19 protein-coding genes and 2 pseudogenes are annotated in these 23,731 nt (G+C 69.7%); 16 read left to right on the top strand and 5 right to left on the bottom strand.

The genetic code is table 11. From position 1 onward, the window contains the following. Window positions 1–131: 131 nt before the first annotated feature. The 3 genes from ACWCP0_RS31965 to ACWCP0_RS31955 form a co-directional block, all read right to left on the bottom strand. A complete protein-coding gene (locus ACWCP0_RS31965; RefSeq protein WP_351222753.1) occupies window positions 132–1,571 on the bottom strand; it encodes an aldehyde dehydrogenase family protein in 1,440 nt (479 codons plus the stop codon). A 667-nt stretch (window positions 1,572–2,238) separates the two neighbouring features. After that, window positions 2,239–3,456 carry an NAD(P)/FAD-dependent oxidoreductase gene (locus tag ACWCP0_RS31960; protein WP_451082245.1) on the bottom strand — a complete coding sequence of 406 codons (1,218 nt, stop codon included), beginning with the start codon at window positions 3,454–3,456 and terminating at the stop codon, window positions 2,239–2,241. A 51-nt stretch (window positions 3,457–3,507) separates the two neighbouring features. Beyond that, entirely contained in the window at window positions 3,508–3,993 is a 486-nt protein-coding gene (locus tag ACWCP0_RS31955) for an RrF2 family transcriptional regulator (protein WP_451082244.1), read from the bottom strand. 208 nt (window positions 3,994–4,201) lie between these two features. Here ACWCP0_RS31955 and ACWCP0_RS31950 point away from each other — a divergent pair, with 208 nt between their 5' ends. The 6 genes and pseudogenes from ACWCP0_RS31950 to ACWCP0_RS31925 all read left to right on the top strand — a co-directional run. Continuing rightward, on the top strand, window positions 4,202–5,899 hold the full coding sequence (locus tag ACWCP0_RS31950) for an FUSC family protein (protein ID WP_451082243.1): 1,698 nt from the start codon (window positions 4,202–4,204) through the stop codon (window positions 5,897–5,899). Continuing rightward, the gene (locus ACWCP0_RS31945; protein ID WP_451082242.1) at window positions 5,896–6,426 is read left to right on the top strand and encodes a MarR family winged helix-turn-helix transcriptional regulator; all 531 of its coding nucleotides are present in this window, start codon (window positions 5,896–5,898) and stop codon (window positions 6,424–6,426) included. The genes ACWCP0_RS31950 and ACWCP0_RS31945 overlap by 4 nt, the downstream gene beginning before the upstream one ends. 530 nt (window positions 6,427–6,956) lie before the next feature. After that, window positions 6,957–7,976, top strand: a complete 1,020-nt coding sequence (locus ACWCP0_RS31940; protein ID WP_451082241.1) for an Rv2578c family radical SAM protein — start codon at window positions 6,957–6,959, stop codon at window positions 7,974–7,976. A 133-nt stretch (window positions 7,977–8,109) separates the two neighbouring features. Continuing rightward, window positions 8,110–9,702 (top strand): alpha/beta hydrolase, encoded by a 1,593-nt coding sequence (locus tag ACWCP0_RS31935; protein ID WP_451082240.1) that lies wholly within the window; start codon window positions 8,110–8,112, stop codon window positions 9,700–9,702. Between the two features lie 38 nt (window positions 9,703–9,740). Beyond that, window positions 9,741–9,905, top strand: a pseudogene (locus tag ACWCP0_RS31930) (RidA family protein); the annotation flags it as partial. Window position 9,906: 1 nt separating this feature from the next. Beyond that, a pseudogene (locus tag ACWCP0_RS31925) lies at window positions 9,907–10,046 on the top strand (GNAT family N-acetyltransferase); the annotation flags it as partial. On the opposite strand, the gene ACWCP0_RS31920 reads toward ACWCP0_RS31925, so the two are convergent. Beyond that, the gene (locus tag ACWCP0_RS31920; protein ID WP_451082239.1) at window positions 9,995–10,570 is read right to left on the bottom strand and encodes a HEAT repeat domain-containing protein; all 576 of its coding nucleotides are present in this window, start codon (window positions 10,568–10,570) and stop codon (window positions 9,995–9,997) included. The pseudogene ACWCP0_RS31925 and the gene ACWCP0_RS31920 overlap by 52 nt on opposite strands. Before the next feature lie 333 nt (window positions 10,571–10,903). On the opposite strand from ACWCP0_RS31920, the gene ACWCP0_RS31915 reads away from it, so the two are divergent. Beyond that, the gene (locus tag ACWCP0_RS31915; RefSeq protein ID WP_451082238.1) at window positions 10,904–12,685 is read left to right on the top strand and encodes a 3-hydroxyacyl-CoA dehydrogenase family protein; all 1,782 of its coding nucleotides are present in this window, start codon (window positions 10,904–10,906) and stop codon (window positions 12,683–12,685) included. 91 nt (window positions 12,686–12,776) lie between these two features. Further along, window positions 12,777–13,589, top strand: coding sequence for a TetR family transcriptional regulator (locus ACWCP0_RS31910; protein WP_451082237.1), 813 nt, complete (start codon window positions 12,777–12,779; stop codon window positions 13,587–13,589). Window positions 13,590–13,631: 42 nt separating this feature from the next. On the opposite strand, the gene ACWCP0_RS31905 is transcribed toward ACWCP0_RS31910, so the two are convergent. Then, window positions 13,632–14,501, bottom strand: coding sequence for an endonuclease/exonuclease/phosphatase family protein (locus tag ACWCP0_RS31905; protein ID WP_451082236.1), 870 nt, complete (start codon window positions 14,499–14,501; stop codon window positions 13,632–13,634). Window positions 14,502–14,931: 430 nt separating this feature from the next. On the opposite strand from ACWCP0_RS31905, the gene ccrA reads away from it, so the two are divergent. The 8 genes from ccrA to ACWCP0_RS31865 all read left to right on the top strand — a co-directional run bounded on the left by ccrA (window position 14,932) and on the right by ACWCP0_RS31865 (window position 23,572). Next, window positions 14,932–16,269, top strand: a complete 1,338-nt coding sequence (gene ccrA / locus ACWCP0_RS31900; RefSeq protein ID WP_451082235.1) for a crotonyl-CoA carboxylase/reductase — start codon at window positions 14,932–14,934, stop codon at window positions 16,267–16,269. 16 nt (window positions 16,270–16,285) lie between these two features. Next, the gene (locus tag ACWCP0_RS31895) at window positions 16,286–18,436 is read left to right on the top strand and encodes a protein meaA (RefSeq protein ID WP_451082234.1); all 2,151 of its coding nucleotides are present in this window, start codon (window positions 16,286–16,288) and stop codon (window positions 18,434–18,436) included. Then, on the top strand, window positions 18,433–19,404 hold the full coding sequence (locus ACWCP0_RS31890; protein WP_451082233.1) for an HpcH/HpaI aldolase/citrate lyase family protein: 972 nt from the start codon (window positions 18,433–18,435) through the stop codon (window positions 19,402–19,404). The genes ACWCP0_RS31895 and ACWCP0_RS31890 overlap by 4 nt, the downstream gene beginning before the upstream one ends. 5 nt (window positions 19,405–19,409) lie before the next feature. Beyond that, entirely contained in the window at window positions 19,410–19,934 is a 525-nt protein-coding gene (locus tag ACWCP0_RS31885) for a MaoC family dehydratase (RefSeq protein ID WP_351222726.1), read from the top strand. Window positions 19,935–19,936: 2 nt separating this feature from the next. Further along, entirely contained in the window at window positions 19,937–21,142 is a 1,206-nt protein-coding gene (locus ACWCP0_RS31880) for an acyl-CoA dehydrogenase family protein (protein ID WP_451082232.1), read from the top strand. 170 nt (window positions 21,143–21,312) lie between these two features. Beyond that, window positions 21,313–21,960, top strand: coding sequence for a phosphatidylserine decarboxylase (locus ACWCP0_RS31875; RefSeq protein WP_451082231.1), 648 nt, complete (start codon window positions 21,313–21,315; stop codon window positions 21,958–21,960). Beyond that, window positions 21,953–22,831 carry a CDP-diacylglycerol--serine O-phosphatidyltransferase gene (pssA, locus tag ACWCP0_RS31870; RefSeq protein WP_451082293.1) on the top strand — a complete coding sequence of 293 codons (879 nt, stop codon included), beginning with the start codon at window positions 21,953–21,955 and terminating at the stop codon, window positions 22,829–22,831. Before ACWCP0_RS31875 ends, pssA begins: the two co-directional genes overlap by 8 nt. 165 nt (window positions 22,832–22,996) lie before the next feature. Then, window positions 22,997–23,572, top strand: coding sequence for a CGNR zinc finger domain-containing protein (locus ACWCP0_RS31865; RefSeq protein ID WP_451082230.1), 576 nt, complete (start codon window positions 22,997–22,999; stop codon window positions 23,570–23,572). The last annotated feature ends 159 nt before the right edge of the window (window positions 23,573–23,731 follow it).

The following is a 23,731-nucleotide window of genomic DNA, read 5'->3' as shown; positions in this document are numbered from 1 at the left end:
AGGGATCAACGGGCTCGACGGCCCACGCGGTGAGCACGATGGCGTCCGAACGGTCCGCGCGGTCGGTCGGCCACGCGGACCGACCGCGCGGCCGGCGGGTCGTCGGTCAGGGAGTCTGCTCCTGCGCTGGATCAGAAGCGCGGGGTCGGGTGGACGAAGTGCTTGGTCTCCTGGAACTCCTCAAGGCCGCGCAGGCCGTTCAGGCGGCCTATGCCGGACTGCTTGAAGCCGCCCTCCTCGAACTGGTCGTGGACCACGCCCCAGGTGTTGGTCCACACGGTGCCGGCCTTGATGTCGCGGCCTACCCGCAGCGGGCGGTCCACGTCCCGGGTCCAGATCGACGCGGCGAGGCCGTAGTCGGTGGCGTTGGCGCGTTCGACGGCCTGCTCCTCGGTGTCGAAGACCTCGAAGGTGGCGACGGGTCCGAACGCCTCCTGCTGCACGATCGGCGCGCTCAGGTCGGTGACCTCGACCAGGGAGGGGCTAAGGAAGGCGCCGCTGCGTTCGCCGCGGACGATGACGTCGGCGTAGTCGGCGGCGTCCGCGACCATGCGCTCGACGCGGCCCGCGTTGGGCTCATCGATCATCGCACCCATCTCGCTGGAAGGGTCGTCTCCCGGTCCGACCTTGACCGCCTCCAGGGCGGGCACGAGCCGTCGGCGGAGCTCATCCGCGATGCCGCGCTGCGCCAGGATGCGGCTGCCCGCCATGCAGAACTGGCCGGTGAAGGTGGTGATGGCCTTGACGAGGACGGGAACGGCGACGTCCAGGTCCGCGTCGTCGAAGACGAGCATCGGATTCTTCCCCCCGAGCTCCAGGGAGAGTGGCTTGAGAGTGGCCGCGGCCGACTCCATGATCTTCCGGCCGACCATCGTGGAGCCCGTGTAGCTGAGCACGTCGACGTCCGGGGAGGAGACCAGCAGCGGGGCGCCGTCGTTGCCGGACTCGGTGAAGACGTTCATCACCCCGGGCGGAAGGCTGGTGGTCTGCTCGACGAGTTCGGCGATCAGGCCGTTGATCAGGCCGGTCTGGCCTGGGAGCTTCATGGCGACAGTACAGCCTGCGGCGAGCGCCGGGGCGAAAGAGCGCACGGCCAGGACGACAGGGGAGTTCCAGGGCGCGATGACACCGGCGACTCCAGCCGCCTCGTGCAGGGTCATCGAGTACATGCCGGGCCGCACCTCGGCCGCGCGACCGTGGTCGGCCAGCGCGAGGGCGGCGTAGTAGCGCAGCTTCGGGACCGTGAGGTCGATCTCGAAGGCCGCCTCACCAAGGATCTTGCCGTTCTCACGGGCGAGCAGGGTGATGAACTCATCTCGGCGAGCTTCGAGACGGTCCGCCATCTCGAACAGGGCTTTGGCCCGCGCGTTGCGGTCCCGGGACCAGTCGGTGGTGTCGAAGGCGCGCCGGGCGGCGGCGATGGCGGCCTTCGCCTCCTCGGCGCCGCCGTCGGCGAACGTCCCGAGGACCTGTCCGGTGGCGGGGTTCAGGGATTCGGTGCGCTGGGCGGAGTCGACCCAGTGTCCGTCGATGTAGTGGCGGGCGTGCGGGAAGCGGGCGGAGCTGTTCATCAGGGGGCTTCCTTGTTCTCGAACGATGTGCGTGAGGCGTTGAGTCGGAGGAGTTACGGGAGCTTGGTCGGTCGGCACGGGCAGTGCGACTGCAAGGTGGTCGGCCGCCGCTCGTATGGGCCGGCACCGTGACTGAGCGTGCTGTTCCCCGTCGGACGGCCGAGTCATGGCGCGAAGCCGGCTGCTGACGGCCGGGCTGGTGACCGTGACGGACATGGCGTCGGCGGCCGGTGCCTCGCCGAAGACCGTCTTCGGTGAGGCACCGGCCGCAAGAGCGGCATCCTGGACCGGATCCTCGACCAAGCCGTCGCCACCCCCGGCCGCGAACAGGCCGTCGAGCCGGCCTGTCCCTGCAGACATCCCAGGCGGTCCGGGAAACGCTCGCTCGCGTGACGCAGGCGGGGAACCAGAGGCTCGCCACGCCCGCTACGGATCCATCAGCGATCCGCGGCCCCTTCGATGACGTGGAGCTTCAGCTTCTCGCTGAGCCCTACGACCTCAGACGGGCGGAACTACGCGTCCCGACTGGATGGAAGCAGGAGGCGCGCTTGCTCTGCCCGTGCAGGAGGCCTCGGCGGGCCGCATCGAGTTGTCGATGTGCAGCCGTGCAGGTGTGCTGTTTTCGGCTTCGTCGAGCGGGGCGGCGTCGTTTCGGTCGGGGTGCCGGTCAGCCGTAGAACATCTCGTTGGAGAAGGTTGCCTGGTGGTCGGCGAGTTCGAGGATGGCATCGGCGTCGTCGACCGGGGGGTAGATCCATTCGGCGTTGATCTGGCGCTTGAGTTCCTTGCCCTTGTCTCCGGTCTTCTGGACGGTTCGTTCCCAGCCTGTCGTGACGACCGCGCCGGCGGGTCCGAGGTCCAGGCAGGTGACGTACTCGGCCGGGGTGAAGACTGCCAGGTCCAGTCCCAGGATGTCGGCGGCGACGTTGTGGCCGGCGAACTTGCCGAGGGGGGTGGCGTGCTGGCAGCTCTGCATCACCTTGTGGTCCGCGTCGGCGGCGGCCGCTGCGGTGTCACCTGTGGCGAACACTTCGGGTGCCCCCTGGACGCGGAGGTACTCGTCCACGTGCAGTCGGCCGAGCCGGTCGCGCTCGCCGGGGATGTGCCGGGTGAGCGGGCTGGCGGCCATGCCGGCTGTCCAGATCACGGTGGAGGCCGGAAGACGCTCACCGTCGGAGAGCTCGACCTCGCTTTCGGTGACCCGCTCGACCGTCTTGCCCAGGCGAAGGTCGACTCCGAGATCACTCAGGGCGGAGCTGATCTCCGGGCGCGGACCTTCGCCCAGCTCGGGACCCACAGCGTCGGCGCGCTCCACCAGGACGACGCGTACGTCGTCCGCGTCGCCGGCCGCTTCCCGCAGTCGGGCGACAAGTTCCGTGGCTATCTCCAGGCCGGTGAAGCCTGCTCCGATGACGACCGCGGTGAAGCGTCCGGGCGCAGCCGGGCGCTCGGGCAGGCGACGGATGTGATGGTCGAGGGACGTGGCGGCGCCCAGGGTGTCCACGTCGAAGATCAACTCGGAGCCCGGGATCGACGGGCGTACGAGCTGGCTGCCCGCGGCCAGCACCAGACGGTCGTAGCTCAGTTCCGTGTTCCGGCCGCTTCGGTCGACCGCGGTCACCGTGCGGGCGCCGGTGTCGATGCCGGTGACGGTCGCGGCGATCCGCCGCACCCCGATCGGACCGAGCACCCGGTCCAGCGAGACCCGCATCCGCTCCGGATCGGCCTCGTAGAGCCGTGGACGCATCACCAGGTCGTCGCCGCTGCTGACCAGCGTGACCTGCAGTTCCGACTGCGGCACACCGTGGGCGCGTGCCGCGCGTACAGCGCCGGCGGCGCTCCACACGCCGGCGAACCCACCACCGATAATCAGGATATTTTTCATCCAGATTCACCTCCTGAAGAAATGCGCGGTCACACCGCGCGGAAAAAGGGATCAGTCGCGCCCGAGTGCCTGGCGAACACGCTTCGCCATGGCGGGGACGTACGTCTCGGACCTGGCCTGCACGTCGGCGAGACTCTGCTCGGCCAAAGCCTTCCGCCAGGCCACCTCGGCCCGCCCCATGGCGATCTTGACCGAGCACGGCCGGGTGAAGTCACCGTCCGGGCATCGTTCGCCGATGGTGCCGCACTGGCGGATCTCGCTGCAGCGGAAAAGGGGCTCGTCGCCCTCGATGGCGAGGACCACGTCCAGCATCGACATCGTGTCCAGGGGGCGGGCCAGCCGGAAGCCGCCCGTCGCACCCGGAGCGGATTCCAGCAGACCGGCCTTGACCAGCAGCTGCAGTTGCTTGTTCAGGTAAGACGGCGACAGCTCGTGGCCGGCGGCCAGCTGTGCGGTGGGCACCGGCTCACCGCCTCCCAGCCATGCCAGATTGAGCAGTGTGTGCACCGCCCATTCGACACCCTTACCCGTTCGCATGACCTGGATAATAAATGTCCAGGTTCCGATCGTCAAGCGATCCACGAACATTCGAGGCGTCACCCGGTTTCCCGACTCTGGCCTTGTTCAGCGGACCCGGCCAGACGGCATCGATCAGCTCCGGCCGAGGGGTCGCTCGGGTACACCGGGGGTGGTGTTGAGTCAGAAGATTATTTTCTCAGTAAAACACCTGTTAATCTTTGTGGCTATGAGCAGGAGCAGTAGCGCACCCACCCCCACATCTCAGACCCACCGAATCCGCCGCCTCCCCCTGGCCGGCGCACTCCGCCTGGGCGCACCGTCCGACATCTGGTTCAAACCGTCGACGAGCGTGGTGGTGTCCACCGCCATGCCCAACGTGACCCTGCTCCTTCTCGGCCGGCTCGACCTGGTGCTGTACACGATGGCCGGGTCGCTCTGCGCCCTCTTCGCCCACAACGTCCCGTACGCCGCCCGGGCCCGGACCCTGGCAAGGGTCGTCCTCGGGATGCTGGCGGGCGTTGCCGTCGCCCTGGTCACCGCGTCGCTCACGCACTCCGCCGTCGTGCTCGTCACGGTCGGCGCCCTGCTCGCGGCGGCCCAGAAGGCCCTGTGCGACGCCAGCCGCATCGGCCCGCCCGGCAACATAATCTTCACCTTCATCAGTTCGGCGAGTCTCTTCACACCCCAGACGCTGGGCCAGGTCCCCGGGCATCTCGCGCTGGCGGCCGGCGCGGGCGCCGTCGCCTGGCTGGTCGGCATGGCACCCGTCCTCGTACGCCCCCATGGCCCCGAGCGCCGTGCCACGGCCCGCGCCCTGAACGCGGCTGCCGCCTACGCCGCCACCCGGGGCACCGGACCCGACCATGAGCGGGCCCGCGCCGGGGCGGCCGGCGCCGTGCACGCCGCCTGGCAGTGCCTGCTGTCCGCCGGCGCCCGGAACCCGGTCCGTCATTCCCTCGAACGGCTCGTCGTACGCGCCGAGGTCACCCTCGCCGCCCCCGCGGCCACCGACCCCGCACAGCTGCGGGCCTGGGCCCACGAGCTGCGCGGTAACCGGCCCGTCCCGCACCCCGTCGGTCTCGACCGCGGCGACGCGGACGAGCTCCTCGGCGTGCGGGCCGGACTCGAGGCCCCCGGGCGTCCGTTGTGGCGGCTGATCGGGCCGGGCTCCCTGCTGCTGCCCATCGCCCTGCGTACCGCCGTCGGCTGCGCCCTCGCCGGCTACGTCTCACTCGCCCTCGGCATCGGCCTCCCCTTCTGGGCCCTGGTCACCGCCGCATCGCTGTACCAGGCCAATATGACGCTGTCATGGAGCCGCGGAGTGCAGCGCGTGGTGGGCAACCTCGCCGGTGTCCTGGTGTTCGCGCTCATTGCGCCGCTCGCCCACCTCAACCAGGCCGCGCTCGTGGTGTGCTGCCTCGCCTGCAACTTCGTCGCCGAGGCACTCGCCGCCCGCAACTACTGGCTCTGCAGCGTCTTCGTGACCCCGATGGCGCTGATGATCACCGAGTTCGCCCACTTCCAGCAGCCCGGGGAGCTGATCCTGGACCGCGTCGTGGACACGCTCACCGGTGCCGCCGTCGGCATCGTCGCGGCCCTGGCCGTCACCAACCGGCGCGTCGGGGACCAGCTCCAGCGGGCCCTCGACACCATCGACGCGGCCCGTGACCGCGCCGAGAGCGTCCTCGCAGCGGACCGCCCCGATCCGCGCGCCCTGGAGACCGCTCGCCGCCGGCTCACCGCCGCCCTCGTCGAGCTGCGGGCCGGCGCCGACGCCGCCGCCGGCGAATGGTGGCAGCGCGCGTTGCCCGAGGAGCGCCTCGTCCGCACCGAGCGCGCCGGACACCGTACGCTCGCCGCGACAATACGACGGCAGGGACTGCATTCCGGGGAGAGACTGAACGTGGAGGGCGCACGGGCATGACGACAGGGAACGGCCAGGCGGTGACAGGCGACACCCTGGCCGCGGTGGTCCGCCAATGGCAGGCGGTCCATCCGGACATCGACACCGGCCCGATGGAGATCATCGGCCGGATCAACCGCTCTGCCGCCCTGCTCCAGCAGGCCGAGGACGCCCCGCTGCGCCGCGCAGGACTCACCCGCCCCGAATTCGAGCTGCTGGGCGCGTTGCGCCGCACCGGCCACGAGCTGACCCCCGGGGAGCTCGCCCGCGAGACCTTCTCCTCCGGAGCAGCCGTCACCAAACGGATCAAGTCCCTGACCGAACGCGGCCTGGTGGAGCGGCGCGGCGACGCCCGCGACCGCCGCATGGCCCATATCCGCCTCACCGACGCGGGCCGCGATCTGGTCGACGCCATCCTCCCCGCCCAGCTGTCGTACGAACGGGACATCCTGTCCGGCCTCGACCCGGCCGGGCAGGCTCGCCTGAGCGCGCTCCTGCGTTCCTTCCTCACCATGCTCGAAGGCGCGCTCGGCGGCCCCCGGCCCTGAAGCCCCCCGGCCGGGGCACAGGGCCCGGGCCGGAGAGTCACTCCCACCCGGGCCCTGTCCCGTTCGTGCGATGACGAGCCGCAGGACCACCGAGTCTTCACCGCGCCGGACGCGGACCTGAAGCGCCCTGCGCTGTCCGGCCAACTCCCGGATCTCCAGCCGGCGGTAGCGCCCCTCCGCCGCTGGGTCGTTGACGCTTCAGCGGCCACAACGCTCCCCCTGAGCGCGAGCCGGCAGCGCATCACGGCGTGGCCCTGAACACGGTCAGACGGGCCGTCAAGGAGCTTCGGGGGCGGGCCTTGTCGCAACCCTGCCCAACAAGGGGACGTGGCGTGCTGAAGCGACCGGAGGCCGACAGCGGAGAGGCGTGACCGACATGCCGGCGGTCGCGGCTGCTCCTCCAAGCGGCCACGTGAGACAAGGCCCCCGACTTCGGTCGAGGGGCCTTCTTCATGCCTGGAACAAGCTTGACCCCACATGGGAACAGGTGTTCTATTCTAAGTGCGAACGCCTACACCTACGGAGGGCCCATGCGCTGGGACGGCTTGAGAGAAGGAGCACCAGGTCAGCTAGGCCTCTCATACACCGTTGACGACGACTCGGACACCCCGGAGTTCCGCGGGATCACCTTCCATGAGGTGCGCGCACGTTCGATCCTGAACCGGGTGCCCGGGGCGTCACGGATGCCGTTCGAGTGGACCGTCAATCCGTACCGCGGCTGCACGCATGCCTGCGTGTACTGCTTCGCCCGCAAGACCCACAGCTATCTGGACCTCGACACGGGTCTGGACTTCGACACCCAGATCGTGGTCAAGGTCAACGCGCCCGAGCTGCTGCGCCGCCAGCTGGGCTCGAGCCGCTGGCAGGGGGCGCACGTAGCGATGGGCACGAACGTCGACTGCTACCAGCGGGCGGAGGGCCGCTACCGGCTGATGCCGGGGATCATCGGCGCCCTGCGCGACTACGCGAACCCCTTCTCGATCCTCACCAAGGGGACGCTCATCCTGCGCGACCTGGACCTGCTGCGCCAGGCCGCCGCGGTCACCGAGGTGGGCATCTCCGTTTCGGTCGGGTTCACGGACCGCGAGCTGTGGCGGACCGTGGAGCCCGGGACGCCGTCACCGGAGCGGCGCCTCGACGTCGTACGGACCCTGACCGAGCACGGCATCGGCTGCGGGGTGCTCATGGCACCGGTCATCCCCTTCCTGAGCGACCACCCCGACCACCTGCGGGCGACCGTACGGGCGATCGCGGCAGCCGGGGCGACCTCCGTGACACCGCTCGTGCTGCATCTGCGGCCCGGGGCGCGCGAGTGGTTCATGGCGTGGCTGGGCCGGGAGCATCCGCACCTGGTGCGGCGGTACGAGCGGCTGTACGCGGAGGGGGCCTACGCGCCCAAGTGGTACCAGCGGCGCATCACCCGTCATGTGCACGAACTCGCCACGGAGTTCGGCATCGGCCCGGCCCAGCGCGGTACGCCGCGGCGGATCCCGGCGCCCGTGCAGCCGGCTCTCGCGGAGCCGGGAGCCACGCAGCTCACCCTGCTCTGAGCAGCCGACGGCGCAGCTTGGGGAGCAAACGGGTCAAGTCTGTACCGAACGTGTCCTTCCGGGAGGGAATCCGGGAACGCTGCCGCCGGGGCCGAGCCGCTCCGGGCCGCGCCCCGCCACCACGGGAGGCCGTATGTACAGACGCACAGGAGTGCTGGTCGCCGTCGGAGCGGCGGTGACCGGACTGCTCGCGGGCGTGCCGGCCGCGGCAACCGCAGGACCGGCGGAACCACGGCCCGCAAGCCCCCTGACCTGGCGGAGCTGTGCCACGGACGAGCATCCCAGGCTCGAATGCTCCGCGTTGAAGGTGCCGCTCGACCACGCGCAGCCGGGCGGGCGGCAGATCACGCTCGCGCTGTCCCGCGTACGGCACACCGCCAGGACCTTCCAGGGGCCCCTGCTCGTCAACCCGGGCGGCCCGGGTGGGAGCGGAGTGGAACTGGCCGGGTTCGTCGCGGCCTCGCTGCCCCCGAAGGTCGCCGCGCAGTACGACGTCATCGGCTTCGACCCGCGCGGTGTGGGCTCCTCCCGGCCGGCGCTCGACTGCAAACCCGGCCACTTCGCGCCCGTACGACCCGACTCGGTGCCGCACGCGCAACAGGCGGAGGATGCGAATCTGGCGCGGGCGGCGGCGTTCACCCAGGCCTGCGCCGCCAAGTACGGGGACGTGCTGCCCCATATGAACACCGTGAGCACGGCCAAGGACATGGACGTCATCCGCCAGGCACTCGGCGCCCCGCAGATCTCCTACCTGGGGTACTCCTACGGCACGTATCTGGGTGCCGTGTACGCCAAGCACTTCCCGCACCGGGTGCGGCGCGCGGTGTTCGACTCCGCGGTGGACCCGAACGGTGTCTGGTACGACGCCAACCTCGCCCAGGACCTCGCCTTCGACGCCCGCCACAAGGCCTTCGCCGCATGGGTGGCCAGGCACCACGCGACGTACCGGCTCGGCAGCGACCCGGCCGAGGTCGAGGCGGCGTGGTACACGATGCGGGATGCGCTGGGCCGGACCCCGGCGGGCGGGAAGGTCGGCCCCGGCGAACTGGAGGACACGTTCCTGCCGGGCGGCTACTACGACGGCTACTGGCCGCACCTGGCCGACGCGTTCGCTGCGTACGTGACGCGCAAGGACGCGGCTCCGCTGGTGAAGGCGTACGAGAACTTCGGTGCGCCCGACAGTGAGCGCGACAACGGCTATTCCGTCTACACGGCGGTGCAGTGCCGCGACGCCGAGTGGCCGAGGGACTGGTCGCTCTGGCGCAGCGACAACTGGGCGCTCCACGCCAAGGCGCCCTTCTCCACCTGGAACAACGCCTGGTACAACGCACCCTGCGCCACCTGGCCCGTCCCGCCGCTCCGCCCGACGGACGTCTCGAACGTCGCCCTCCCCCCGGTACTCGTCTTCCAGGCGACGGACGACGCGGCGACGCCGTACGAGGGCGGCGTCGCCGTCCACCACCAGTTGCACGGTTCCCGTCTGGTCGTCGAGCAGGGCGGCGGAAACCACGGGATCACCCTGGGTGGGAACAGGTGCCTGGACCGTTATCTGACGGACTATCTGGCCACCGGCAGGGTGCCCTCGTCGAGCACGACCGGGGAGGCGGACGCCGTCTGCGCACGCACGCCGGAGCCGAAGCCCCTGAAGGCCGCGCCCCGTGCCGGCACGCCGGACCAGGCCCGCACCGGGGCGGCGCTGCACCGGGCTCTCGGGCACTCACGCTGACCGGGGCGCCGTCAGTGGTGTGCGCCAGAATGCGGGAGATGACTTCGCACCTGCCGTCGGACGGGTCTTCGCACCTCAGCCACGTCCACGCCCCTGACGGCGTCGTTCCCGGCACCGGCTACACCCATGTGGTCATGGGCACCGGCAGGTTCATTGCGATATCCGGTCAGATCGCCCTGGACGAGAACGGCGAGCTGGTCGGCGGCGCGCCGCTTCTACGAGAAGGCGGGTTCGCACCGGACGGTGCCGAGGAGCCGTTCGAGGTGGGCGGGGTCGCGGTACCCGAGGTCCGCTACGTGAGGCGGCTGAGCGCCGCGGAGGCGGCTGCGGACAGCCGGGGGTGAGCGAGGGCCGACTCCAGAACCGGGCGGGCGCGTTCGTCGGCGAGCGCTCCGAGGCCTTCGACGCAGGCGAGGGCGACGCGCCAGTGAGGGTCGCCCGGCGCCAGCCGCCGCTGCAGGGTGGTGATCAGAGCCGGGGCCGATTCGGGGGCGCGGAGCTGGGTGAGGAGACGGACCGGGAGCAGGGCGTAGGCGACGCGCAGCTCATTGGTGGCGAGGGCGGCGGCCGCGCGGGGGGTGCGGGGGTCGCCGAGGCGGGTCAGGGCGTAGGAGGCGGAGACGCAGCGCTCGGGATCGCGGTGGTTGAGGAGCAGCACGAGCGACTCGAAGGCGCGGTGGTCCCCGGCACAGCCGAGGCGGAAGGCGGCGATCTCGCGCGCCCATAACGGGCGTTCGCCCTCGGTCAGCACGGCGGCCAGCGCGTCGAGGTCCACAGCGGCGGTCAGCCGCCGGTGCAGCTCCTCGTCGGCGGGACCGGTCAGCTCCGCCTCGGTACGCCGGGCGAGGTCGAGCAGATCCGCGTCCATGCCCAGCAGCGTAGAGCAGCAGCACGCGGCACAGATCACATCCGCACAGGGCTGGCGCGCTCATTACTCACGGGTTAACCTCATGTGAGCGGGTCACACCCGCAGCTCTCGGCGGCCTGGTGACGCAGCCGTCCGGAGCACCTCCCCTGCCGTATGGCTATGGGGGAGCTTGTCGGTTCGGCAGTTCTGTACGACGCGACTCCGGGACAGAGTCCGTCGCCCCCAGGGCGCGCATCGCCGCGCGCCTCACCGCGACACGCACCTCCGCGCATCTCCGCGCCCCTTGCGCACGCGCGCCCTCCCTCAGTCGTCACTCATTCCTGGAGTCCCGTGATGGACACCCCTCTCTCCACCATCGCCGTCGTCGGCCTCGGCACGATGGGCACCGGCATCGCCGAGGTCCTCGCCCGCGCCGGCCGCGAGGTCATCGGCATCGACATCAGCGACGCCGCCGCCCACCACGCCGTCACCGCCCTCGAAGCCGCCACCGCGCGCGCCGTCGAGCGCGAGCGCATCACCGAGGAGGAGCGCCGGAACGTCCTCGCACGCTTCCGCACCTTCTCCGACCTGCAGGCGGCCGCGGACGCGGACCTCGTGATCGAGGTCGTGCCCGAGTCGTACGAGACCAAGCAGCAGGTCTTCCGCGAGCTGGACGCCGTCCTCCGCCCGGACGCGATCCTGGCCACCGGCACCAACGCCCTGTCCGTCACCCGCCTCGCCGCCGACTCTGCGCACCCCGAGCGCGTTCTGGGCCTGCACTTCTTCAACCCGGCCCCGGCGATGAAGCTCGTCGAGGTGGTCTCCTCGGTGCTGACCGCCCCGCAGGCGGTGGAGGCCGTCACCGCACTCGCCCGTGACCTGGGCAAGGAGCCCGTCGCGGTCGGCGACCGGCCGGGCTTCGTCGCGGACGGTCTGCTCTTCGGCTACCTCAACCAGGCCGCCGCGATGTACGAGGCGAAGTACGCCTCCCGCGAGGACATCGACGCCGCGATGAAACTCGGCTGCGGCCTCCCGATGGGCCCGCTCGCACTGCTCGACCTGATCGGCATCGACACCGCCCGTACCGTCCTCGACGCCATGTACACCGAGTCCGGGGACCGGCTGCACGCCCCCGCCCCGATCCTGAAGCAGCTCAGCGAGGCGGGCCTGACCGGCCGCAAGTCGGGCCGCGGCTTCTACACCTACGAGGCGCCGGACAGCGGCACGGTGGTGCGCGACGCGCTGACGCCCCTGGAGGCCGCGCAGACCGCCGGCGGCCGTCCGGTGCGCGCGGTGGGTGTCGCCGGGTCGGGCACGATGGCGAGCGGCATCGCCGAGGTCTTCGCCAAGGCCGGGTACGACGTGGTCCTCGCCGCCCGCGGCCAGGAGAAGGCCGAGACGGCCAAGTCCCGTATCGCCAAGTCTCTTTCGCGCTCTGTCGACAAGGGCAGGATGACCGCCGAGGCCCGCGAGGAGACGCTGGCCCGGATCACCCCGGCCGACTCGCTCGACGCCTTCTCCGAGGTCGACCTGGCCGTGGAAGCCGTCGCGGAGGACCTGGAGATCAAGCAGCAGCTGTTCGCCACGCTCGACAAGGTGTGCAAGCCGGGCGCGGTGCTCGCCACCACCACCTCCTCGCTGCCCGTCGTCGCCTGCGCCCGCGCCACCTCGCGCCCGCAGGACGTCATCGGCATGCACTTCTTCAACCCCGCCCCGGCGATGAAGCTCGTCGAGGTGGTCCGTACGGTCCTGACCGCGGACGACGTCCACGCCACGGTCCGTGAGGTCACCACGAAGATCAGGAAGCACCCGGTGGACTGCGGCGACCGCGCCGGCTTCATCGTCAACGCGCTGCTGTTCCCGTACCTCAACAACGCGATCAAGATGGTCCAGGAGCACTACGCCTCGCTCGACGACATCGACACCGCGATGAAGCTCGGCGGCGGCTACCCGATGGGGCCCTTCGAGCTGCTCGACGTCGTCGGACTCGACGTCTCGCTCGCCATCGAGAAGGTGCTCCACCGCGAGTTCCGTGACCCGGGCCTGGCCCCCGCTCCTCTGCTCGAGCACCTGGTGGCCGCGGGCTGCCTCGGCCGCAAGACGGGGCGCGGCTTCCGCGAATATGCCCGTCGCTGAGCCGCAGGGGCCCTGGGGAGGGCTGCTCCGCTCTTCGGGCGGCCCTCCCCCAGAGGCGCACTCTCCTGCACAGATGCAGTACGTTCAGGTCATGCCCCACCCCGCCAAGTCACCCCGTGCCACCGCCGCCTCCGAGGCCCCGGAGAGCGCCGCAGGCAGCCGCGCAGCCGCTCAACGGCTCAAGATGCGCCGGGAACTGGCCACGGCGGCGATGGAGCTGTTCGCGACCAAGGGGTACGAGGCGACGACCGTCGACGAGATCGCGGCGGCGGCGGGGGTCGCGCGCCGGACCTTCTTCCGCCACTTCCGCTCCAAGGAAGAGGCGATCTTCCCGGACCACGACGACACGCTCGTACGCGCCGAGGCGGTGCTCAACGCGGCTCCCGCGCACGAGCACCCGCTCGACACCGTGTGCCGTGGCATCAAGGAAGTCATGAAGATGTACGCGTCCTCGCCCGCGGTGTCGGTCGAGCGCTACCGGCTCACCCGGGAGGTACCCGCGCTGCGGGAGCGCGAGATCGCCTCGGTGGCCCGCTACGAGCGGCTGTTCACACGCTATCTGCTGGGCCACTTCGACGAGCGCGACCACCACGACGGCAACGACGACCCGCTGCTCGCCGAGGTGGCGGCGTCCGCCGTCGTCACGGCGCACAACCATGTGCTGCGCCGCTGGCTGCGGGCGGGGGGCCAGGGCGACGTGATGGCGCAGCTGGACCACGCCTTCGACATCGTCCGCGACACCTTCGGCACGGGCATCGGCGCCGGCCGCACCCCCGCCACCGGCCGTGGCCCGGCCGCCCAGGTGCAGTCGACCGGCGAGGTCCTGGTGGCCGTGGCCCGCACGGATGCGCCGCTGCCGGAGGTCATGCGCACGATCGAGCAGGCGCTGCACGGACGGAGCTGACCGCGGTACCGTGCCGCGGAACGGAGCGGTACGGCTCCGGGGTCAGTGGCGGCCCTTGTCGACCCGCAGATCCACGGCGACCGGGAGGTGGTCAGAGGCCAGCGGGTCGCTCGTGATCACGGCCGCGCTCTCCGCCCGGACGTCGGACGAGTGCATCACATAGTCGATACGGGCGTGCGGGTGCTCGGAGTCGTGGGTGTACCCGTCGCCCGAGCCCACCTCGGTCCACGCGTCCTTCAGGAACCCGGTCATGGTCAGCATCTCGGGGGTGCCGGGGACGGCGTTCAGGTCGCCGACGAGGATCGTGCGGTCGGCGTCGTCGCCGAGCAGCTCACGGATCCTGGCGGTCTGCAGCTGGCGCTCGAAGGCGTCGTTGTGCTGCAGGTGGGTGTTGGCGAACCGCACCCGGGAGCCGTTGACCACGATCTCCGCCTGGAGCAGACCGCGCTGCTCGTGCGTTCCCAGCTTGGGCAGCAGGGTGTTGCTCGAGGACTTGACCGGCCAAGGGGTCAGGATCGCGGTGCCGTACTGACGACGCGGATCGCCGGGCACCAGCGGGTCGAGGTCGAGGTTGGCGCCGTACACGTAGCGCATCCCCAGCCGCTCCGAGAACCACTCCGGAAGGTCGAGCCACTGGCTGCGCGCGGACCAGTGGCGGTCGACCTCCTGCAGACCGACGATGTCGGGGCGCACCGCCTCGATCACCTTGGCAACGCGCTCCAGGTCGAAGACCTCGGCACCGCTCGCTCCGTGGTGGATGTTGTAGGTCAGGACACGCACGCCGGCGGTCGACTTGAGGGCCGCGGCGGCGGCCGGCCCGGCGCCCAGCAGTGCGGTTGCGGCGCCGGCGGCGCCGGCGACGCCCGCGGCCAGCAGCGTCCGACGAGACGGTGACGAAAGAGTCGATGACAACGTTGTTCCTTGCTCTCTTTGGGGGGTGATCTTCCGGGCGATCATGAACCGCGCTTCCGAATCTCCGGCATCCACGGCGTGAACCTGTCCGATCCACATCGGAACGCGCGATCGATCATCGCTCATCTGTGACGGCCGGATTGCATCTGAGTGAAATTGTTGGCACCCAGTGTCTTGCGGCCTGGCACGGCGTGCCATACGTTGATGTTGTCCGGGCGGCCGGCGTGCAGACAACTGTCGTACGTCGGCTGTCCCCGCAAGCCTCCCGGCTCGCGCGCCCGGACGCCTGCGTCACAGGCAACCTCCCGCGCCCACAAAAGCGCTGCCACAGCACCACCCCCGCCGAACCGACGGCACCTCCACAGCAGCACTTCCCCGACGTTCCCCTCAGCGTTCCCGAAGTCGAACGCTCTTCGCCGGAGGCAACACCGTGAAGGAAATCCTGGACGCGATCCAGTCGCCGGACACGACGTCCGCCGACTTCGCCGCACTCCCCCTCCCCGAGTCGTACCGTGCGGTGACCGTGCACAAGGACGAGACCGAGATGTTCTCGGGCCTGACCACGCGCGAGAAGGACCCGCGCAAGTCACTCCACCTCGACGACGTGCCCGTCCCGGAGCTCGGCCCCGGCGAGGCGCTGGTCGCGGTCATGGCCAGTTCGGTCAACTACAACTCCGTCTGGACCTCGATCTTCGAGCCGCTCTCGACCTTCGGCTTCCTGGAGCGCTACGGAAAGCTCTCCGAGCTCACCAGGCGCCACGACCTGCCGTACCACATCATCGGCTCCGACCTCGCGGGCGTCGTCCTGCGCACCGGCCCCGGCGTCAACGCCTGGCACCCCGGTGACGAGGTCGTCGCGCACTGCCTCTCCGTCGAGCTGGAGAGCTCGGACGGCCACAACGACACGATGCTCGACCCCGAGCAGCGCATCTGGGGCTTCGAGACCAACTTCGGCGGCCTGGCGGAGATAGCCCTGGTCAAGTCGAACCAGCTCATGCCCAAGCCGAAACACCTGAGCTGGGAGGAGGCGGCGGCCCCCGGGCTCGTCAACTCCACCGCGTACCGCCAGCTGGTCTCCCGCAACGGCGCCGGGATGAAGCAGGGCGACAACGTCCTGATCTGGGGCGCGAGCGGCGGGCTCGGCTCGTACGCCACCCAGTTCGCGCTGGCCGGCGGCGCCAACCCGATCTGTATCGTCTCCAGCGACCAGAAGGCCGACATCTGCCGGGCCATGGGCGCCGAGGCGATCATCGACCGCAACGCCGAGGGCTACAAGTTCTGGAAGGACGAGCACACCCAGGACCCGAAGGAGTGGAAGCGCTTCGGCAAGCGCATCCGCGATCTCACGGGCGGCGAGGACGTCGACATCGTCTTCGAGCACCCGGGCCGCGAGACCTTCGGCGCCTCCGTGTACGTCACGCGCAAGGGCGGCACCATCGTCACCTGTGCCTCCACGTCGGGCTACAACCACGAGTACGACAACCGCTACCTGTGGATGTCGCTGAAGCGGATCATCGGTTCGCACTTCGCGAACTACCGCGAGGCGTGGGAGGCCAACCGCCTGATCGCCAAGGGCAAGATCCACCCCACCCTGTCGAAGGTCTACTCCCTGGAGGAGACCGGTCAGGCCGCGTACGACGTGCACCGCAACCTGCACCAGGGCAAGGTCGGCGTGCTCGCGCTGGCACCCCGCGAGGGCCTGGGCGTGCGCGACGAGGAGATGCGCGCCAAGCACCTCGACGCCATCAACCGCTTCCGGAACGTCTGAGTCAGAGGTCCGTCAGATGACAGAGCGTCAGAACGCGACTGAGCCAAAGGGCGCGCCGGTGTCGAAAGAGACGAGGGCAAGGGAGCGAGGAACGAGCGACCGCGGGCCGAGGAACGTCGACACCGGGTACGAGCGCCCGGAGGCGAACGCGCGGAAGGAAAGGGACCGGCCGTGGCTCATGCGCACGTACGCCGGCCACTCCACGGCAGAGGCGTCCAACGAGCTGTACCGGCGCAACCTGGCCAAGGGTCAGACCGGCCTCTCGGTCGCCTTCGACCTGCCGACGCAGACCGGCTACGACCCCGACCACATCCTCGCCCGCGGCGAGGTCGGCCGGGTCGGGGTCCCGGTCTCGCACCTCGGTGACATGCGCCGGCTGTTCCAGGACATCCCCCTGGAGCAGATGAACACCTCGATGACCATCAACGCCACCGCGATGTGGCTGCTGGCGCTCTACCAGGTGGTCGCCGAGGAGCAAGGTCTCGACGAGGAGGCCATCGCCAAGCTCCAGGGGACGACGCAGAACGACATCGTCAAGGAGTACCTGTCGCGCGGGACGCACGTCTTCCCGCCCGGGCCGTCACTGCGCCTGACGACCGACATGATCACCTACACGGTGGCGAACATCCCCAAGTGGAACCCGATCAACATCTGCAGCTACCACCTGCAGGAGGCCGGGGCCACGCCGGTCCAGGAGATCGCCTACGCGATGTCCACGGCGATCGCCGTCCTGGACGCGGTCCGTGACTCGGGGCAGGTACCGGCGGAGAAGTTCGGCGACGTCGTCGCCCGTATCTCCTTCTTCGTGAACGCCGGGGTCCGCTTCATCGAGGAGATGTGCAAGATGCGCGCCTTCGGCCGCATCTGGGACAAGGTGACACGCGAGCGCTACGGCATCGAGAACGACAAGCAGCGCCGCTTCCGCTACGGCGTCCAGGTCAACTCCCTCGGCCTGACCGAGGCCCAGCCGGAGAACAACGTCCAGCGCATCGTCCTCGAGATGCTGGCCGTGACCCTGTCGAAGGACGCCCGCGCCCGCGCCGTGCAGCTCCCGGCGTGGAACGAGGCACTGGGCCTGCCCAGGCCCTGGGACCAGCAGTGGTCGCTGCGCATCCAGCAGGTGCTCGCGCACGAGAGCGATCTGCTGGAGTACGAGGACATCTTCGCGGGCTCGCACGTCATCGAGGCCAAGGTGGACGCCCTGGTCGAGGAGTCGCTCGCCGAGATCGACCGCATCCAGGAGATGGGCGGCGCGATGGCGGCCGTCGAGTCCGGCTATCTGAAGTCGCAGCTGGTGTCCTCGCACGCCGAGCGGCGCGCCCGGATCGAGGCCGGTGACGAGAAGATCGTCGGTGTCAACATCTTCGAGACCACCGAGCCCAACCCGCTCACCGCGGACCTCGACACCGCGATCATGACGGTCGACCCGGCGAACGAGGCCCGTGTCGTCGCGAAGCTCCACGAGTGGCGTGACAACCGCGAGGAGGGCCGCGCCCAGGAGGCGCTGGCCGCCCTGAAGGCCACGGCGGCCGGTGACGGCAATCTGATGGCCGCCACCGTCGAGTGCGCCCGCGCGGGTGTCACCACCGGCGAGTGGGCGTGGGCGCTGCGGGACGTCTTCGGCGAGTACCGTGCTCCCACGGGCGTCTCGTCCGCGCCGGTCGCGGTGACCGCCGAGGAGGGCACCCCGATGGCTCTCGTACGCGAGAAGGTGGCCCGTACCGCCGACGAGCTGGCCTCGGGCCGGCTGCGGCTGCTGGTCGGCAAGCCCGGCCTGGACGGGCACTCCAACGGTGCCGAGCAGATCGCCGTACGGGCGCGCGACGCGGGCTTCGAGGTGGTCTACCAGGGCATCCGGCTCACGCCCGAGCAGATCGTCAACGCCGCCCTCGCGGAGGACGTGCACTGCGTGGGCCTGTCGATCCTGTCCGGGTCGCACGCCGAGCTGGTGCCTGACGTACTGTCGCGCCTGCGTGAGGCGGGCGCGTCCGACATCCCGGTGATCGTGGGCGGGATCATCCCGAACAGCGACGCCGAGGACCTGAAGCGTGCGGGTGTGGCCGCCGTCTTCACCCCGAAGGACTTCGGTATCACGGAGATCATCGGCCGTATCGTCGACGAGATCCGGAAAGCGAACAAGCTCGACCCTCTGGAGGTCCCCGCATGACCACGCCGTCCCCCGTGAACCGGCTGCGCCCGCGCCGCTCCTGCCTCGCGGTCCCCGGTTCGAACCCGCGCTTCCTGGAGAAGGCCCAGGGGCTGCCGGCCGACCAGGTCTTCCTCGACCTGGAGGACGCGTGCGCGCCACTGGCCAAGCCCGAGGCGCGGCACACCATCGTCAAGTTCCTCAACGAGGGCGACTGGACGGGCAAGACGCGCGTCGTGCGGGTCAACGACTGGACGACCCACTGGACGTACCGGGACGTCGTGACCGTCGTCGAGGGCGCGGGCCAGAACCTCGACTGCATCATGCTGCCGAAGGTCCAGGACGCCGAGCAGATCGTCGCCCTCGACCTCCTGCTGACCCAGATCGAGAAGACCATGGGCTTCGAGGTCGGCAAGATCGGCATCGAGGCGCAGATCGAGAACGCCCAGGGCCTCAACAACGTCAACGCGATCGCCACGGCCTCGCAGCGCGTCGAGACGATCATCTTCGGCCCGGCCGACTTCATGGCCTCCATCAACATGAAGTCCCTGGTCGTCGGCGAGCAGCCGCCCGGCTACGACGCCGACGCCTACCACTACATCCTGATGAAGATCCTGATGGCCGCCCGCGCCAACAACCTCCAGGCGATCGACGGCCCCTACCTGCAGATCCGCAACCAGGAGGGCTACCGCGCCGTCGCCCAGCGGGCCGCCGCCCTCGGCTTCGACGGCAAGTGGGTGCTCCACCCGGACCAGGTCGCCGCGGCCAACGAGCTCTTCTCGCCCTCCCAGGAGGACTTCGACCACGCCGAGCTGATCCTGGACGCGTACGAGTACTGCACGTCCGAGGCCGGCGGGAAGAAGGGCTCCGCGATGCTCGGCGACGAGATGATCGACGAGGCCAGCCGCAAGATGGCCCTGGTCATCTCCGGCAAGGGCCGCGCCGCCGGTATGACCCGCACCTCGAAGTTCGAAGTCCCGGAGGCCTGAGCATCATGCAGTTCGGACGTACGTACGAGGAGTTCGAGGTCGGGGCGGTCTACAAGCACTGGCCCGGGAAGACGGTCACGGAGTACGACGACCACCTCTTCTGCCTCCTGACGATGAACCACCACCCGCTCCACATGGACACCAACTATGCGGAGAAGACGACAGATTTCGGGAAGAACGTCGTCGTGGGCAACTACATCTACTCGCTGCTGCTCGGCATGTCCGTGCCGGACGTCTCCGGCAAGGCCATCGCCAATCTGGAGATCGAGTCGCTGCGGCACGTGGCGCCGACCTTCCACGGCGACACGATCTACGGCGAGACGACCGTCCTCGACAAGACGCCCTCCCGGTCCAAGTCGGACCGCGGGATCGTCTACGTCGAGACCAAGGGCTACAAGCAGGACGGCACGCTCGTGTGCGTGTTCCGCCGCAAGGTGATGGTCCCCACCGAGACGTACATCAAGGAGCGCGGCGGCGAGCAGCCGGGCCGCCCGGAGCTGATCGAGCCCTCGAAGAAGGCGGAGAAGTAGTCATGGCCCGACTCGCCCAGACCGCTGGTCTGACCGACATCCAGCAGGAGATCCTGTCGACCGTCCGGGACTTTGTCGACAAGGAGATCCTTCCGGTCGCGACGGAGCTGGAGCACCGCGACGAGTACCCGCAGCAGATCGTCGACGGCCTCAAGGAGCTCGGGCTCTTCGGCCTGATGATCCCGGAGGAGTACGGAGGCCTGGGCGAGTCCCTGCTCACGTACGCGCTGTGCGTCGAGGAGATCGCGCGTGGCTGGATGTCCGTCTCGGGCATCATCAACACGCACTTCATCGTGGCGTACATGCTGAAGCAGCACGGCACCGAGGAGCAGAAGGACTACTTCCTGCCCCGGATGGCGGCCGGCGAGGTGCGCGGCGCGTTCTCGATGTCCGAGCCGGGCCTCGGCTCGGACGTGTCGGCGATCACGTCGAAGGCGGTGAAGGACGGCGACGAGTACGTCCTGAACGGCCAGAAGATGTGGCTGACGAACGGCGGCACGTCGACCCTCGTCGCGGTGCTCGTCCGGAGTGACGAAGGGCACCCCGAGGGCACCGCCCCGCACAAGTCGATGACGACCTTCCTGATCGAGAAGGAGCCCGGCTTCGGAGAGGTCCGGCCCGGCCTCACCATCCCGGGGAAGATCGACAAGATGGGCTACAAGGGCGTCGACACGACCGAGCTCATCATGGACGGACTGCGCATTCCGGCCAATCGGGTTCTCGGCGGCACCACGGGCCGAGGGTTTTACCAAATGATGGACGGGGTGGAAGTCGGGCGCGTGAACGTGGCGGCGCGTGGCTGTGGCGTCGCCCAGCGCGCCTTCGAGCTGGGCGTCTCTTATGCCCAGCAGCGTCACACTTTCGGAAAGCCGATCGCGCAGCATCAGGCCATTCAGTTCAAGCTCGCCGAGATGGCTACCAAGGTCGAGGCCGCCCATGCCATGATGGTCAACGCAGCACGCAAAAAGGACTCCGGGCAACGAAATGACCTGGAGGCAGGGATGGCGAAGTACCTCGCGTCCGAGTACTGCAAGGAAGTCGTCGAGGACGCCTTCCGTATCCACGGCGGTTACGGCTTCTCCAAGGAGTACGAGATCGAGCGCCTCTACCGCGAGGCTCCGATGCTGTTGATCGGCGAAGGTACCGCCGAGATCCAGAAAATGATCATTGGTCGTCGGCTCCTCGAGGAGTACCGCTTCCAGGGCTGATCGTCGCTTTTGAGTCGGTTCGGCCGCGAAGAAGATCACACCCTGTCATCGCCTTCCGGCCGCCGACTCGAGTTCCGGCTTGCCCAGTTGCGGTCCGCAACCGATAGCATCGCCGGAAAGCCGCCGTCCCCCTGTTGCCAGCGCGGCATCATCCGCTACGAAGGTCATCCATGCCCCACAGCCAAACCTCTGCACCTCGCGGCCGTGTCCGCCTCGCGCGCGGAGCATCGCCGTGGCTCCTGCCGACCGTCGCGACCGCGGCCCTGAGCCTGGCGCGTGCGCGCCGGTCGAAGCGCGCCGCGGCCATCGCCGTGCCCATCACCGCACTCGCGGCGGGCATGCTGTGGTTCTTCCGCGACCCCGAGCGCGAGATCGCCCAGGGCCGGGTCATCTCCCCGGCCGACGGTGTGGTGCAGAGCATCATGCCGTGGAAGGACGGGCGCACCCGCGTCGCCATCTTCATGAGCCCGCTGAACGTCCACGTCAACCGCGCTCCGCTCGCCGGAACGGTGACGTCCGTCGAGCACGTGCCCGGCGGATTCGTCCCGGCGTTCAACAAGGAGAGCGAGAACAACGAGCGCGTTGTCTGGCACTTCGACACCGAGCTCGGTGACATCGAGATGGTGCAGATCGCGGGCGCCGTCGCCCGTCGCATCGTTCCCTACATCCCGCAGGGCACCAAGGTCGAGCAGGGTGAGCGCATCGGCCTGATCCGCTTCGGCTCGCGGGTCGACATCTACCTTCCCGCAGGTGTCGAGGTCGCTGTCGAGGTCGGCCAGGCCACGACTGCGGGGGTGACTCGCATTGACCGTGATTGATCCCGAGACACAGGCGGGCTGGGCTTCGGATGCCGAGGGCTCCGAGTCCGTGTCCACGCCCGGGGCCGCCGACGAAGCCGAGGAGATGCCCCTCTCCCTCCGGCTCTCGATAGCGGACACGCTCACGCTCGGCAACGCGACGTGTGGATTCATGGCGGTGTACTTCACCACCACCGGGATCCTGATCCCCCATCTCGTCGGCAGCGACGAGAGCGGCATGGCCCGGCACTCCGCCGCCACCGCCGTGATCCTCATGCTCTGCGCGGCGGTCTTCGACCTCTGCGACGGGCTCGTGGCACGCAAGCTGCGCAGCTCGCCGATGGGCGCGGAGCTGGACAACCTGTCCGACCTGATCAGCTTCGGGCTGGCCCCGGCGTACTTCGTCCTCGTGTACGGGATGGTCGCCGACGACGCCCACCAGAAGGTCTCGGCGGTCGCCGCGATCGTGGTGCTGCTCGCGGTCGTGCTGCGACTGGCCAGATTCTCGTGCGTGACGATGAAGGACGGCATGTTCCAGGGCATGCCGAGCCCCTTCGGCGCGCTGACGGTCGTCTCGATCGTGCTCCTCGAGCTGCCGTTCATCCCGACGCTCCTCGCGATCATCGGCACGGCCTGGCTGATGGTGAGCCGGGTCGAGTACCCGAAGCCGCGCGGAGTCCTCGCGGTGGCGATGCTCAGCTGGATCGTGGCGGCGATGGGACTGCTCGCGGCGTGGGCGTTCGACGCGCCGGGCGGCCAGCTGCTGCTCCAGACCGGCTGCGCGCTGCAGATCGTGCTGGCGGCGACGATCCCGCTCTTCGCCACGGCGCGGCGGGTGAACACGTTCCGGGACAACCGACGTGAGGCGCGGGCTTCGGCACAGCTGCCGTAACGGCTGACGCGGCCACATCCGTACGACGAAGAAGGGCCCGGGTGCACGGCACCCGGGCCCTTCTTCGTACCCGGAACGTCAACTGCTGATCAAGGCATGACCGGTTATTGTGGACAGACTGCGACGCCCCGTGCGCCCTGTCCACCGCGAAGGAGGGATCTTCCTGTGCCGCCCACCATCGAGGCCGACCCCCGGCCGCTGACCGGCGAGCCCCTCTCCGTCGATCTCCTCAACACCCGCTGGATGGATACGGACGGCCGCCACGACCTGCTGGACTCCGTCGACGGCCTGTCCGTATGGCTCGGCAGCCCTCTCGTGCGCGAGGCACTCGGCTACCGCCCCGTTCCGGCCGGCCGTGACACGCTGGATCGGCTCCTCCAGGCCCGGGCGGCGCTCGACGCGCTCGTCGCCTCGCCCGCGCAGCCCTCGGCGGAGGCCGTCGACGCGCTCAATGCGGTGCTGGAGCACGGGCGTGTCCGCCACCTGCTGGGCTCCGGCGGGCGGCCGGAGGACGACGCCGAGGTGGACGACCCGTCCTGGCTGCCGGCCTGGTCGGCGGCCGAGAACTGGCTGCGCCTGCTCGCCGACCGCCCCGACCGGATCCGCCCGTGCGCGAACCACGAGTGCCTGCTGCACTTCTACGACGTGTCCAAGAACGGCACCCGGCGCTGGTGCTCCATGGCGGGTTGCGGCAACCGCGCCAAGGCGCAGCGCCACTACGCACGCAACCGCCCGGCCTGACCGGCACTGGCCCTGGCCGGGTACCGATGGTGCGGCGCCTGCCGTCATCGATCGAGTACCGGGGCACTCCAGGCTGACGCACACGGGGATGCCGGGAGGACCGGACCGTGGCGGAAGAGCAGAAGCACGAGCTGAAGCCGGAGGGCCGAGGCTCAGCAG

The sequence above is a fragment of the Streptomyces sp. NPDC001970 genome, assembly GCF_053594115.1.
Note: the sequence above shows the minus strand (reverse complement) of the source record. Positions and strands in the feature narration are given on the sequence as shown.

What these genes read in the sequence shown, in the direction of transcription:
- ACWCP0_RS31960 (WP_451082245.1), bottom strand. Translation starts at nt 3,456, where the DNA reads ATGAAAAATATCCTGATTATCGGTGGTGGGTTCGCCGGCGTGTGGAGC.
- ACWCP0_RS31955 (WP_451082244.1), bottom strand. Translation starts at nt 3,993, where the DNA reads ATGCGAACGGGTAAGGGTGTCGAATGGGCGGTGCACACACTGCTCAAT.
- ACWCP0_RS31920 (WP_451082239.1), bottom strand. Translation starts at nt 10,570, where the DNA reads ATGGACGCGGATCTGCTCGACCTCGCCCGGCGTACCGAGGCGGAGCTG.
- ACWCP0_RS31885 (WP_351222726.1), top strand. Translation starts at nt 19,410, where the DNA reads ATGCAGTTCGGACGTACGTACGAGGAGTTCGAGGTCGGGGCGGTCTAC.
- ACWCP0_RS31940 (WP_451082241.1), top strand. Translation starts at nt 6,957, where the DNA reads ATGCGCTGGGACGGCTTGAGAGAAGGAGCACCAGGTCAGCTAGGCCTC.
- ACWCP0_RS31965 (WP_351222753.1), bottom strand. Translation starts at nt 1,571, where the DNA reads ATGAACAGCTCCGCCCGCTTCCCGCACGCCCGCCACTACATCGACGGA.
- ACWCP0_RS31910 (WP_451082237.1), top strand. Translation starts at nt 12,777, where the DNA reads ATGCCCCACCCCGCCAAGTCACCCCGTGCCACCGCCGCCTCCGAGGCC.
- ACWCP0_RS31945 (WP_451082242.1), top strand. Translation starts at nt 5,896, where the DNA reads ATGACGACAGGGAACGGCCAGGCGGTGACAGGCGACACCCTGGCCGCG.
- ACWCP0_RS31950 (WP_451082243.1), top strand. Translation starts at nt 4,202, where the DNA reads ATGAGCAGGAGCAGTAGCGCACCCACCCCCACATCTCAGACCCACCGA.
- ACWCP0_RS31875 (WP_451082231.1), top strand. Translation starts at nt 21,313, where the DNA reads ATGCCCCACAGCCAAACCTCTGCACCTCGCGGCCGTGTCCGCCTCGCG.
- ACWCP0_RS31890 (WP_451082233.1), top strand. Translation starts at nt 18,433, where the DNA reads ATGACCACGCCGTCCCCCGTGAACCGGCTGCGCCCGCGCCGCTCCTGC.
- ACWCP0_RS31895 (WP_451082234.1), top strand. Translation starts at nt 16,286, where the DNA reads ATGACAGAGCGTCAGAACGCGACTGAGCCAAAGGGCGCGCCGGTGTCG.
- ACWCP0_RS31880 (WP_451082232.1), top strand. Translation starts at nt 19,937, where the DNA reads ATGGCCCGACTCGCCCAGACCGCTGGTCTGACCGACATCCAGCAGGAG.
- ACWCP0_RS31915 (WP_451082238.1), top strand. Translation starts at nt 10,904, where the DNA reads ATGGACACCCCTCTCTCCACCATCGCCGTCGTCGGCCTCGGCACGATG.
- ACWCP0_RS31935 (WP_451082240.1), top strand. Translation starts at nt 8,110, where the DNA reads ATGTACAGACGCACAGGAGTGCTGGTCGCCGTCGGAGCGGCGGTGACC.